This is a genomic window from Neisseria sp. HMSC068C04, from assembly GCF_001810105.1.
GTDB classification, from domain to species: Bacteria; Pseudomonadota; Gammaproteobacteria; order Burkholderiales; family Neisseriaceae; genus Neisseria; species Neisseria flavescens_B.
The window spans coordinates 525-13,939 of sequence record NZ_KV799989.1; the positions used below are offsets into that span (position 1 = coordinate 525).

Sequence of the window (13,415 nt, forward strand, 5' to 3'; positions counted from 1 at the left end):
TGTGTTGAATCAGCTGCGAATCGAGCTTATAGGGTTGTCGCGGGCGCTGTTTGGTCAGCCGGCTTTGCCGTTGGGCTTTTTCGGCACTGTATTGCTGCCCTTGGGTGCAGTGCCGTCTGATTTCGCGACTGATGGTGCTTTTGTGGCGGTTAAGCTGTTTGGCGATTTCGGCGATGGTGCAGTGGCGGGACAGGTATTGGATGTGGTATCGTTCGTCTTGGGTCAGTTGTGTGTAGCTCATGGCAATCTTTCTTGCAGGAAAGGCCGTATGCTACCGCATACTGGCCTTTTTCTGTTATGGAAAGTTGCACTTTAAATGCGAATCCGCTACCGTCTGAAAACCCGAAACAGGGTTTCGGCCTTCCGTTATTTGCCGCTACTCCTGCGCTATGATTTCCACACCCACTTCTTGCAAGGCATGTATCAATTCCGGCGACGGATTGCAGTTTTCCAGCCCTATGATGCGTCGCAGGTTCGGCAAGTATGCCAAATCGGCAACAGCCTGTTTGCCGATGGGCAAAAGTTCGTCGCCGCAACCGGGATCGAAAAAGGGAAACATTTCTTCGTAAAGCGCCGAACCGCCGTCCAAGCCGCCGTCGATATAGAGTTCGCCTACTTCGTTTAACAGATGCTGCGGGATGTCCAACCGCTTGAAATATTCAAGGATTTCAGGGATAACGGCATAACCGTCGGCTTCCCTATCTATCCGCCTACCTTCGTATTCTTTGACAAAAGTGTCCAGCAGCAGGCGCGGCTTAAGCAAGTCCCGCCGGTACATCAACTCGTCAATCACGGCGATTTTCAGGCCGATATCGGCAAACGGTACGCTGGGGTTCTGGTTCAAATTGTACGTGCCGACAGCTTTAGGCGAACTTTCCGCTTCCGATAAAAGTGCGCGGACGGTTTCGGCGGTGGGATTATCCGGCAGGCTGTCGGCCAACAATTTCAGGCAGTGTCGCGTAACAGGGTCTCGGCGGATGCAGATATGTGCTTCTTTACGGCTGTCGGTTTTTTCGGGCACAAGATTCAAGGTATCCAAGGCAGCACAAAGCAAGGCCTCCCGTTTATCCACCGATATTTTGCCGTCGGTAGTGAGCGCAGTTAAAAGCTGTTCCGCCTGTCGGTAAACATTTCTGTGTTTGTCTGCATGGATACCCATCATCTTGTTCCATAATCCGCCTGCAGGACGCGACTGTTGACGGGCATTTTGGGCTTCAATCATCAGGTATTCCGACAATGCGGACGCATCGCCCCAATCGTCAAGCGCGCTCAAAATCAATATATCCCCCAGCTCAGGCCAACGCCGCAGAAACGGCACGACCCACGGTGCGGCAGCGGTTTTGACAACATGATTGCCGGCATGGGCATGATAAAAAAACAGACAGAACACTTCGGCAAGCCACGCGCCGGTTTGCATTTCAGCAGGCCATTCGCGTTCTAGTACGGCATCGATGCGCGCGCAGATTGCCGGAGCATATGAGGCAATGGTTTGATCAGCTTCCTGTTCAGATTTACTGCGACAACGGTCTACGGTATGAAAAATTTTATTGCTGGCAAGCGCTTCAGCGAATTTGTGCAGCCCTGTTCCGTCTTTCAGACGGCCTGTCAGCGCGGCATCAATGTTTTCCAGCAAGAAATCGTAAAAATAAGGCAAGCATGTCGCTACGGAATAAGTCTCAAAATGCTTTTTCCATGCAGCACGGATTTTGCTTGTTTTTTTACTCGCTTCCATGGCCGCCGTATCGGCGGCAAGCATGGCGTACAGGGGATTGGGCGGTGTTTCAGGCGGAGACGGCGGTTGGTTGTCGAAGAAATTTTTGAGTTTGGAAAACATCGGGAGTCCTTAAAACAGGCCGTCTGAAAAGACAGATTTTCAGACGGCTTTTTTGCATATTGTACGGATTTACACGTCGTAAGTACCCATTACGCTGGCACTGGCGAGGATGTGCCCCTGCATGGCGAAGTGCAGGTCGTTGAAGCGGAACCCGCGCGGCAGGTTCAGTTTGGTGTCGAGGGCATAGACAATCAGTTCGTAACGGTGGCGGCAATTGGGCGGTGCCATGCCGCCGTAACAGGAGGCTTCTTCGATGTCGAGTTTGCCCAGCACGCTCGCCCAGCTGTTCGCCCCTTGAACATAGTCGGTAGCGCGCAGGCTTTCGTTTTCGGCAACAGAAGTGCGTTGCAGGTCGGCAATCAGCCAGTGCGTCCAGACAAAGCCGCTGGCGGTAATCGCATCTTTGTCTTCCAATACGACGGCGAAGGATTGCGTGCCTGCGGGCGCATCGCTGATGTCGAACGGGATGGAGTAGGTCGGCATGCCGTTCGGGCTGAATTGGCTGCCGCGTTTGCCGAAACGGTCGGCAAATTCGCCTGGGATTCCGGTTTTTAAATAATGCAGTTAAACGGTCATTTCCTATTTTCAGACGGCCTTTTATGAAGGAAGTCGTCAATCGGGTTTGTGTTCGATATAGTCTTGCGGTTTATCGGCTTTGCTGGTGCGCGTAACCGTATATTCGCCTTCGATAATGTCTTCATCATCTTTGGCGGAACTGTAAGTCTGGCGACTTTGGAAAGACTGCGTAGAAGAAACGGCCGCGTTACCTTTAAATGGAATCAGCAAAAGCAGGGCGACGGCGGTTGAAATAAAACCGGGGCTGAGCAGGAAAACCGCGGCGGCAGTATAGCGAATCGGCCACAGCATCTGATAGAGGGAAATGTTTTGGCCGCTGCGGACGGCTGCGCCTGCGAGCAATAAGCCGGAGATACCGGTATGGCGCAGCATGAAGATACCGCTGACAAAGCTGAGAGCCATCAAAAACAGCGTCCAACCGCCGCCAAGCCAGTCGGCAATCCAGACGATGGACATGATTTCCAAAAAGATTAAAACCAAAAAACCGATTCCAAAATACTGCATAAGTGTTTGTTCCTTCATTCAACGGATAGTGTCGATTGTCTTCTATTTAGATAAAGATAAACCTTATTTTTTCAAGCAAATGCTGTGTGAAAAAGGGTAAACGGGTGATGAGGCCGTCGTCTGAACGGAGATAAAAAGAAGACAGATGTTTCAGACGGCCTTTAGATATTCTATCGCATCACATTGTTCCAATCACTTTCAAAATAACTGACGAGAATTTGGTTGTTCAAATAATTTGCTTCCACCTTACGCCTTGCCATATCGGGCGGAAAGCGGAACATTTCGGCGACGGTCTGGGCATTGAGATAGCGGGTGGGTACGTCGAATTTTTGCGGAATAGGGAAGTTTTGGTCAAACCCTGCCAACACAAATCCCCATTCACCGAAGGAGGGGACGTAAACATGATAGGGCGCGGTATTCAACTTGGCCGCTTCGAGGGTGGCAACGACCGACCAGTAGGCGTTAGGGGCGAAATAAGGCGAAGTGGATTGCACAACAATCTTGCCCTGCGGCTCAAGATGGCGGGCAACGAGGCGGTACATGGGGACGGAGTAGAGTTTGCCCAGTGAGAAATTGGACGGGTCGGGCAGGTCGATGATGATAACGTCGAATTTTTCAGACGACCCTTCCAGCCATTTGGCGGCATCGTCGTTGACGACGTGCATTTTGGGATGGGACAGCGAACCTTGGTTGAGCGCGCTCAAGGTGGCGGAGGTTTTAAAGGTGGCGGTCATGTCGGGGTCGAGATCGACCAAAGTAACATTTTTGACCTGAGGATATTTCAAGACTTCGCGTGCCGCTAATCCGTCGCCGCCGCCGAGAATCAGGATGCATTCAGCGTTTGGCACCATCTGCATGGCAGGCAGAACGAGTGCTTCATGGTAACGGGCTTCGTCGCGTGAGGAGAATTGCAGGTTGCCGTTGATGTAGAGACGGGTATCGTCTTTCCAGCGTGTAACGACCAGCCGTTGGTAGGGAGAATGGCTTTGATAGACGACGGGATCGCCGAAATAGCTTTGTTCGGCTTTAAAGGAAATACGGTCGGCGTAGACGAAGAGCGTAATGAGTGAGGTCAATACGATAAACGCACGCGTACGGATGGCGTGATAGCGGGGTAATTCGGATTTGAAAACGCGTGCAGTCAGGTAGGCGACGGCGGCGTTGAAAATGCCAAATAACAAGGCGGAACGCGCCATGCCGAGTTTGGGGGCGAGCAGAAGTGGAAATAATAACGAGACGGCGAGTGCGCCCAAGTAGTCGAAGGTCAATACTTTGGAAACGAGTTCTTTAAATTCCGCCCCTTTTTGGTTTAACACGCGCATGACCAAAGGAATTTCCATACCGACAACCATGCCGACAATCAGTACAAAAGCGTAGAGTAGGGTGCGGAATGGGGCGGCGGATAAACCGAAGGCCACGAATAATGCCAGCGCGGAAATGCCGCCGATGATGCCGACCAGAAGTTCGATTTCGATGAAGCGGTGCAATACGTCTTTATCTTTGATGTATTGGGTCAGGTGGGCGCCGATACCCATTGAAAACAGATAAAGCCCGATGACGGAGGAAAACTGCAAAATACTGTCGCCCAAAAGATAGCTTGCGAGCGCGGCGATGATGAGCTCGTAAGCGAGGCCGCAGCTGGCGACGATAAAAACGGAGATGATGAGGGTGCGGTGGGCGTTCATGATGACGTTTTTGTTGCTTGAGTGTGGGCAATGTAATGATTTTTAAGGTGGGCTGCAAGTTTAATTATAGGATGTAGAAAAGGCCGTCTGAACAAATTGTTTCAGACGGCCTTTAATCTGTCAGGCATTAATAGCGGTGTTTGAATACCATGCCCACGGCGTAAGAAGATTTTTTCGGCAAATCTTCGTCGTATTTCGGATTGACGTTTTCTTTCAACCAGCCGGCGCCGAGTGTGGCAGTCGTCCGTTTGGAGAAGCTGTAATCGGTGCTGACGGCGACGTGTTTGTAGTTTTCGCCGATAGAACTTTTACCGTAGGCGAAGCCGATTTGAGGTTTGAAATTGCCTACTTTGTATGAGCCGGACACCATAAATTCTTTGGTGTTGTTGATTTCTTTGTCGTAAGAACCGGCTACGTTGCCTGCCGCATCTTTCCATACGCCCCAGCAGCTGAAGCCGTCGCAAGTGTTTTTGGCGTATTGGAACGCGGCATCGACGGAGATTTTGTCTTTGCTGTATCCGGCCATGAATGCATGGGCTTGGAAGTCTTTGGTTTCAGTCGGAGAGTCGTTGGGTGCGTATTCGGCAGCGTAGTGGGCGTTAAAGCCGTTGTTTGGGTGGTAGTAGTCCACACCCCAGCCGAAGACCCAGTCGCCGTCACGTTTTTTGTCCGGATTCCAGTCGTTGTTGTTGCGTGCGGCATTGGAACCTGGGGAAACGTTGAATTTGAATTGGAAACCGTTTTTCCAAGGAGACTCATAAGCCATAGAAACGCGGCGTTGGCCGAAGCGGGAAATTTTGCCGAACTCCAGAATCGAGCTGTTGGTGTCGAACGGGTTCAGATAAATGCTGTTCATGGGTGTACTGATGTAGCCCATTTTGACGGTGCCAAGGTTTTTGTAGCTGTTGAGCGCGACGTATGAGTCGGCAGTGCCCCAGCCGCCCCAGCGGTCGGAATCGAAGTAAATAAAGGAGCCAAGTTGCCATTTCAGCCATAAGTCGTTGTTGAGTCGTACTTCATCGGAGAGATAAAGACTGGAACTTTTATCGGAAATGGTTGTATTGGTGACGCCGGTTTTATTGTTGTGTTCGACCTCGGTCATGATGTAGATGGTACCGCTCATTTTAGGTTCGGCGTGGGCGAAGCTTATGGAAGAGCCGATGAGGGTAGTGGCAACAAAGCAAGATAACTTGTTCATTTTATTCTCCTTTTATGTTTTTTTCTTAATTGGGGACGGGAAATTCGGATAATCTTATTTGACAAATTATAAAAAATCAATACATTTGTAATTTATCGTAGGATAAATTGAAAAATAGTTTTCAGTTACGTATTTTTGTGTTAATTTGCCAACAATTTTGGATGGCTCACTATTATCCTGATGGAATGTGTGGTTTAAAACACTATTTTTATGACTTGAAATAGATGATTTAACTGTACTGGAAAAATTCTAAATAAATGTAGTCGAGTGTAGTTTGAATCATCAGGCCGTCTGAAAAAGAAGAATACCCAAAAGAAGGAATGAAATATGGCCGAAAAAACCTATCCGCTGTTGGCTGCATCATTGGCTGCCGTATTCGCGTTGTCGGCGTGCAGCCGCGATGTCAAGCCTGCTCCTGAGTTTAAACGTACCGATTATGAGCGCGTGGTGGTCAGCAATGGCGTCGAGCCGGGTACGCTGGATCCTCAGATGAGCGGCGATATGGCGGCCGGTGCGATTATCCGTCAGTTGATGGATGGTTTGGTCGGTACGGATGCCGAAGGCAAAACCATTCCTGCTTTGGCGGAGAAATGGGAGAGCGAGGGCGAGCGTGTTTGGACCTTCCATCTGCGTGATGCTAAATGGAGCAATGGTGATCCGATTACTGCCGAAGATTTTGTATACAGCTTCCGCCGTCTTGCCGATCCGGCCACCGGCGCACCTTTCGGCAGCTATTTGGTCGATGCCCAAGTGGAAAATGCGGAAGATATATTAAATGGCAAAGCCAAGCCTGAGACATTGGGCGTCAAGTCGTTGGACGCGAAGACCCTGCAATTTACGCTGATTGCACCCGTGCCTTATTTCCCCGATATGCTGATTCAGCAATTCACATTTCCGGTTCACCGCGCCACTGTCGAAAAATACGGCAATAAGTGGACGCAGCCCGGTCATTACGTTTCCAGCGGCGCTTATCTGTTAACGGATTGGAAAGTCAACAGCCACATTAATATGGAACGCAATCCCAATTATTACGATAAAGACAAAGTGGCTATTCCGAAGGCGGTTTTCTTGTCAGGCAGCGGTGAGTACAACCGTTATCGCGCCAATGAAATTGATGTGACTTACGGTATTCCCAGCGATCAGGTCAAAGTGGCGGATATTGAGTTTCCGGGGCAAGTGAAACGTACAACTTCTTTATGTAGCTGGTATTTGGAGCCGAACCACGAAGCGGCGCCGTTTAACGATCCGCGCGTCCGCAAGGCGCTCAATATGCTGACGCGCCGCGACATCGTCGTCAAAGTGGGCGGCCGCGGCGATACGCCTGCGTTCCAATTGACGCCGCCGCAAATGCAGGGCGTGATTCCTGTTTACCCTGAGTGGAAAGAGTGGACGCCTGAAAAACGCATCGAAACTGCGCGCAAACTCTTGAACGAAGCAGGCTACAACGATGAACATCCGCTTGAGTTCGATATTTTGTACAGCACCAGCGAAGCGTCCAAAAAACAAATTACTGCCGTGCAGTCGGTGTGGAAAGCCGCCATTCCGTTTATCCGTCCGACTTTGTCCAACGAGGAATGGAAAACTTATTTGGATACGCGCGCGCAAGGCAATTTCAAGGTTTCGTTCAGCGGCTGGTGTTCCGATTTCAACGATCCGGCGGGTATGCTCAATATCTTGAAATCCAACAACTCAAACAATGCATTCCGCTACAAAAGCGCGGCGTTTGACACATTTATGAACAATACGCTGAAAGATGGTGTCAGCAAGGAAGCGCGCAGCCGGCTTTATGCTGATGCGGAGAAGCAGCTTCAAGAAGACGCTGCACTGATTCCGCTGTATCATCAGGTTGAAGTGCGTATGGTTAAACCTGATATTATCGGCTATTCCGACAAAGACCCTTTGCGGAACTACACGGTCAAGAGCTGGTCGTTCGCACCGAAAAAATAGATTGATTATAGACAGCACAAGTTTTCAGACGGCATTGATGACAGAGGCCGTCTGAAATAATAGGAGACATAACACATGAAATCTGTACAACAACGTTTGTCCGCTTTACGCGAAGCCATGAAAAAACATGGTGTGGACGCGTTTGTCATTCCTTCCGCCGATCCGCACCTTTCCGAATACCTGCCCGAGCATTGGCAGGCACGCCGCGATTTTTCCGGCTTTACCGGTTCGGCCGGTACTTTGGTGGTAACCGCCGATAAAGCAGGCGTGTGGACGGACAGCCGCTATTGGGAACAGGCAGGCCAACAGCTTGCGCCAAACGGAATCGAGCTGCAAAAAATGGGCGTTGATGCTCCTTATACCGAGTGGTTGGCACAAAATCTGCCCGAGGGCGCAGTGGTCGGCGCGCCTGCCGATATGTTCGCACTCAGCGGCGAGCGCGGTTTGAAACAGGCCCTTGCCGCTAAAAACATCCGCCTCGAATATCCTGAAACCTTGTTGGACGAAGTATGGGACGACCGTCCTGCATTGCCGACTCCGGAAATCTACGTTCACCATCCCGACTACGTTTCCGAAACTGCAGCCGAAAAACTGGCCCGTATCCGTGCGGCCATGAAAGAGCAGGGCGCAGATGCGCATTTGGTTTCTTCTTTGGACGACATCGCTTGGATTACCAATCTGCGCGGTGATGATGTGCCGTTCAACCCTGTGTTCTTGTCCCATCTGTTTATCAGCCAAGACAAAGCCGTATTGTTTACCGATGCAGGCCGTCTGAAAGCCGAATCTGCCGAAGCTTTGAAAGCGGCAGGTTTTGAAGTATTGCCTTATGCGCAAGCGGCGGACTACTTGGCAGGTGTTAAGGGCGCATTGCTGATTGATCCGAACAAAACCGCTGTCGGTACTTTGAGCCGCCTGCCTGAAGACGTTCGTTTGGTTGAAGCCATCCACCCAAGCACATTCTTCAAATCAGTCAAATCCGATGCGGACATCGCCCATATCCGCAATACCATGGCGGAAGACGGTGCAGCATTGTGCGGCTTCTTTGCCGAGTTTGAACAAATCTTGGCAGACGGCGGCGAATTGAGCGAGCTGGACATCGACGGCATGCTCTACAAACACCGCAGCCAACGCCCCGGCTTTATTTCGCCAAGTTTCGACACTATCGCCGGCTACAATGCCAATGCCGCCTTGCCTCATTACAGCGCGACACCGGAAAACAACAGTAAAATCAAAGGCAACGGTATGCTGCTGATTGACTCCGGCGGCCAATACTGGGGCGGTACGACCGACATCACGCGCGTGGTGCCTGTCGGCAATCCGAGTGCGGCCATGAAGCGCGATTACACTTTGGTGTTGAAGGCGCATATTTCTCTGGCGGAAACCATTTTCCCTGAAAACATCAAAGGCCCGATGATTGATGCCATCTGCCGTAAATCGCTCTGGCAGGCGCAATGCGATTACGGTCACGGTACCGGTCATGGCGTGGGCTATTTCCTCAATGTGCATGAAGGTCCGCAAAGCATTGCCGTTGCCGCCGTGCCGCAACCGCATCACGCGATGAAGTCAGGCATGCTGACTTCCAACGAGCCGGGTCTTTACCGTCCGGGCAAGTGGGGTATCCGTATCGAAAGTTTGGTAATCAATCGTCCGGTTGAAAATCCTGAGGAAACCGAGTTCGGCAAATTCCTGTATTTCGAGACCGTTACCCTCTGCCCAATCGATACTCGCCTGATTGATACCAAACTGATGACCGGCAGCGAAATCGAATGGTTGAACCAATATCACGCCGAAGTGCGCCGCCGTCTCGAGCCTTTGACAGAAGGCGCGGCCAAAGCATGGCTGATTGAACGCACTGAACCTTTGGCGCGTTAACGTGAAAGGCCGTCTGAAACGGCGGATACAAAGTTTCAGACGGCCTTATAACAACAATTATTTAAAAACTAAAAAAAACCTTACCCGACTCCGAATAAAAACAATAACCCGGTCGGAATAGAGAGAGAAACCGGCGCGGCGACGTTACAGACGCCTACTGCCATTCATCCGATTTCCGCTTCAGGTCAGCTTTGTTTTCACGAGTCCGGTATGTTCAGACAGGACAGCCTGATTATGTTGAAATTCATCATCAAACGGATATGTGCTTCCATCCCGACCATGCTGGTGTTGATTACCGTATCGTTTTTCCTGATGCGGCTCGCACCGGGCAGCCCGTTCACAGGCGAACGCAATTTGCCGCCTGCGGTCATGGCCAACATCGAAGCCAAATACCACCTCAATGATCCGATGTACCTCCAATATTTCCACTACCTCAAGCAGTTGGCGCAGGGGGATTTGGGGCCGTCGTTCAAATATAAAGATTTCAGCGTTAATGAGTTGCTTGCCCAATCCCTGCCGGTATCGGCGGAACTCGGCTTCTACGCCTTTTTGATTGCCGCCATCTTCGGCATGTTTATCGGCATCATCGCCGCCTTAAAACAAAACAGTTGGCTGGATTATGCGCTGATGAGCGGTGCGATGACCGGTATCGTCGTTCCCAGCTTTGTGATGGCACCGGTATTGGTGCTGGTGTTTGCCGTCAGACTGCAATGGCTGCCTGCCGGCGGTTGGAACGATGGCGCACTGATGAACTTGATTTTGCCTGTCGTTACTTTGTCCATCGGTTATGTGTCCAGTATCGCGCGGATTACGCGTGGCGCGATGATTGAAGTATTGAACAGCCCCTTTATCCGCACGGCACGCGCCAAAGGCCTGCCCATGAGCCGCATCATCCTGCGCCATGCGCTGCGTCCCGCCATGCTGCCGATTGTTTCTTTCTTAGGCCCGGCATTTGTCGGCATCATTACCGGCTCCATTGTGATTGAAAACGTGTTCGGTATTCCCGGCGTCGGACAATTGTTTGTCAACGGCGCGCTCAACCGCGACTACGGCATGATTTTGGGTTTGACGATTTTGGTCGGCATCATGACCATTTTGTTCAACGCCATCCTCGATATTCTGTATGCCATTATTGACCCGAAAATCCGTTATTAATCCCATTTGCGCAAAGGCCGTCTGAAACGTTCAGACGGCCTGAAGAAAGAATAAAAATCGAGAGAGAACATTATGTTATTCAAAAAGAAGCAGACTCAGGCCCTTGCAGAGGCAGCAGAATACGCCCAAGTACACGGTAAAAGCCTGTGGAGCGACGCATGGCGACGGTTTAAACAGAACAAAGCGGCGGTGTACAGCATTATCATCCTGTTGCTGATCAGTATTTTTGTGATTGTGGCGCCATGGATTGTCCGCTACACCTACGACTTCACCGACTGGGACAATATGCAGATTCCGCCGTCCCTTTCTACTCATCACTATCTGGGTACGGACTTGCTCGGCCGCGATTTGCTGTCGCGTGCGGCAACCGGCGGACGTATTTCCTTGCTGGTCGGTGTGGCCGGCGCATTGGTGGCCGTTGTTATCGGTACGCTTTATGGTGCGATTGCCGGCTTTATCGGTGGTAAGCTCGATTCGCTGATGATGCGCTTTTTGGAAATTTTGAACGCGTTTCCGTTTATGTTTTTCGTGATTCTGCTGACCACGTTCTTCGGCCGCAATCTGCTTTTGATTTTTGCCGCCGTGGGTTTGGTGTCTTGGCTGGACGTGGCGCGTATTGTGCGCGGTCAAACCTTGAGCTTGAAGCATAAAGAGTTTGTCGAAGCGGCGCGTGTGAGCGGCGTGGCAAAACGTAAAATCGTAACGCGCCACATTATTCCGAATGTTTTGGGCGTGGTGATGGTGTATGCCTCTTTGCTGGTGCCGGGCATGATTATGTTTGAATCTTTCTTGAGCTTCTTGGGCTTGGGCGTGCAAGAGCCGATGACCAGTTGGGGTTCGATGTTGCAAGAAGGCGCGATTTCTATGGAAGCCGCACCATGGCAGCTGCTCGTGCCGAGTTTCTTCTTGGTAACCACTTTGTTCTGTTTCAACTTTATCGGCGACGGCCTGCGCGATGCGCTCGACCCGAAAGACCGCTAAACCACAACCAAAAGGATAATCAAAATGACAAAACAGTTACTGGTTGTAGAAAATCTGGACATCAATTTTGAATTGCATGAAAAAAACGTGCATGCCGTGCGTAATGTCAGCTTTAAAGTGGCAGAGGGCGAAACATTGGCTTTGGTCGGCGAGTCCGGCTCGGGCAAGTCTGTAACCTCCATGTCTGTTATGCGCCTGTTGCCTGAAAAATTTGCCCGTTACAGCAAAGATTCGCGCATTACTTTTGACGGTATTTCCATTTTGGATGCCGATGAGAAAACCCTGCGTGATTTGCGCGGCAACCGCATCAGCGTGATTTTCCAAGAGCCGATGACCTCGCTCAATCCGTTTATGCGTATCGGTGCGCAGCTGATTGAAGCTGCGCGTGTGCATAATAAAAAGCTCGGCAAAAAAGAAGCAGGGCAGAAGGCATTGGCATTGCTGGAGCGTGTGGGCATTAAAGAAGCAGAACGCCGCATGAAGCAATATCCACACGAGTTTTCCGGCGGCCAGCTGCAACGTATTATGATTGCCATGGCACTCATTAATGAACCTGACCTGCTGATTGCCGATGAGCCGACCACTGCTTTGGATGTGACTATTCAAGCCGAGATTCTCGATCTGCTCCACGATTTGCAACAGCAAATGGGTATGGCGATTATCTTCATTACCCACGATTTGGGTTTGGCGGAGCACTATTCCAAAACCGTCTGTGTCATGCGCAACGGTGAAATTGTCGAGCGCGGCAAAATCAAAGAAGTATTTGCCCATCCGAAACACGAATATACCGCCGAACTCATCAATGCCATTCCAAAAGGCATGAAAGAGCCGGAAGAAAACAACGCCGGTGTGTTAATCGATGCAGACAATGTCAATGTTTCTTTCGTATTGAAGCAAAACTTTTTCGGTAAACCGCTCAAAACTTTTGATGCTGTCAAAGGCATCAGCCTCAAAATTAAAGAAGGCGAAACATTGGGCGTCGTCGGCGAGTCCGGCTCCGGTAAATCCACGTTGGGCAAAGCCGTAATGCAGATGCTGCCTTATACCGGCCATATTTCCTTTGAAGGCAAAGACCTGAAAAACTATACCGCCGAAGAAGCATGCCGTCTGAAATCGCAACGGCAAATTGTGTTCCAAGATCCGTTTGGTTCGCTTTCACCGCGCTTGACCGTTGGCGAAATTATTGGCGAAGGTTTGACGGTTCATCATCCTGAAATGACTAAAAAAGAACGTATCCAACGCGTTTTGGAAGTCATGAAGGAAGTGTCCCTGCCGCTTGATGCGCTCAACCGTTATCCGCATGAATTCTCCGGCGGCCAGCGTCAGCGTATCGCTATTGCACGCGCCGTTATCCTGCGCCCGAAATTCATTCTTTTGGACGAGCCGACCTCTGCACTTGACCGCTCCGTACAATCCAAAGTGGTCGAACTTTTGCGCGATTTGCAGAAGAAATACGGTCTGACTTATATGTTCATCAGTCATGATTTGTCTGTCGTGCGCGCTGTCAGCGACAACGTGATTGTGATGAAGCAGGGCGAAATGGTTGAATACGGCAGCGCGGATCAGATTTTCCACCATCCGCAAAACGATTACACCAAACGTTTGATTAACGCCGCATTTGATTTGTAGAAAAGGAAAAGATGATATATTGGCATGTCAATTA

Annotated in this window: 11 protein-coding genes; 5 read left to right on the top strand and 6 right to left on the bottom strand. The window is 50.6% G+C overall.

The genetic code is table 11. The annotated features are described in order from the left end of the window. From HMPREF2700_RS09375 to HMPREF2700_RS09400, 6 genes are all read right to left on the bottom strand, one after another. Positions 1–241: helix-turn-helix domain-containing protein (locus HMPREF2700_RS09375; RefSeq protein ID WP_141745845.1), on the bottom strand; the 241-nt coding region annotated here is incomplete at its 3' end. Positions 242–376: 135 nt separating this feature from the next. After that, a complete protein-coding gene (locus HMPREF2700_RS09380; protein WP_070591718.1) occupies positions 377–1,834 on the bottom strand; it encodes a DUF6892 domain-containing protein in 1,458 nt (485 codons plus the stop codon). Between the two features lie 69 nt (positions 1,835–1,903). Next, positions 1,904–2,398: a YbhB/YbcL family Raf kinase inhibitor-like protein gene (locus HMPREF2700_RS09385; protein WP_070591719.1), complete on the bottom strand. Its 495-nt coding sequence runs from the start codon at positions 2,396–2,398 to the stop codon at positions 1,904–1,906. Between the two features lie 48 nt (positions 2,399–2,446). Further along, a complete protein-coding gene (locus tag HMPREF2700_RS09390; protein WP_070591720.1) occupies positions 2,447–2,914 on the bottom strand; it encodes an FxsA family protein in 468 nt (155 codons plus the stop codon). A 170-nt stretch (positions 2,915–3,084) separates the two neighbouring features. After that, positions 3,085–4,602: a polyamine aminopropyltransferase gene (locus tag HMPREF2700_RS09395; RefSeq protein ID WP_349267194.1), complete on the bottom strand. Its 1,518-nt coding sequence runs from the start codon at positions 4,600–4,602 to the stop codon at positions 3,085–3,087. A gap of 124 nt (positions 4,603–4,726) precedes the next feature. Beyond that, positions 4,727–5,797, bottom strand: coding sequence for a porin (locus HMPREF2700_RS09400; RefSeq protein WP_070591723.1), 1,071 nt, complete (start codon positions 5,795–5,797; stop codon positions 4,727–4,729). 327 nt (positions 5,798–6,124) lie between these two features. Here HMPREF2700_RS09400 and HMPREF2700_RS09405 point away from each other — a divergent pair, with 327 nt between their 5' ends. The 5 genes from HMPREF2700_RS09405 (at position 6,125) to HMPREF2700_RS09425 (ending at position 13,381) form a co-directional block, all read left to right on the top strand. Beyond that, positions 6,125–7,744 (top strand): ABC transporter substrate-binding protein, encoded by a 1,620-nt coding sequence (locus HMPREF2700_RS09405; protein ID WP_070591724.1) that lies wholly within the window; start codon positions 6,125–6,127, stop codon positions 7,742–7,744. Positions 7,745–7,819: 75 nt separating this feature from the next. Then, positions 7,820–9,616: an aminopeptidase P family protein gene (locus tag HMPREF2700_RS09410; protein WP_070591725.1), complete on the top strand. Its 1,797-nt coding sequence runs from the start codon at positions 7,820–7,822 to the stop codon at positions 9,614–9,616. A gap of 234 nt (positions 9,617–9,850) precedes the next feature. Continuing rightward, a complete protein-coding gene (gene oppB / locus HMPREF2700_RS09415) occupies positions 9,851–10,771 on the top strand; it encodes an oligopeptide ABC transporter permease OppB (RefSeq protein WP_036490316.1) in 921 nt (306 codons plus the stop codon). Between the two features lie 72 nt (positions 10,772–10,843). After that, a complete protein-coding gene (oppC, locus tag HMPREF2700_RS09420; RefSeq protein WP_049335539.1) occupies positions 10,844–11,752 on the top strand; it encodes an oligopeptide ABC transporter permease OppC in 909 nt (302 codons plus the stop codon). 24 nt (positions 11,753–11,776) lie between these two features. Then, positions 11,777–13,381, top strand: a complete 1,605-nt coding sequence (locus HMPREF2700_RS09425; RefSeq protein WP_070591726.1) for an ABC transporter ATP-binding protein — start codon at positions 11,777–11,779, stop codon at positions 13,379–13,381. Positions 13,382–13,415 lie beyond the last annotated feature (34 nt).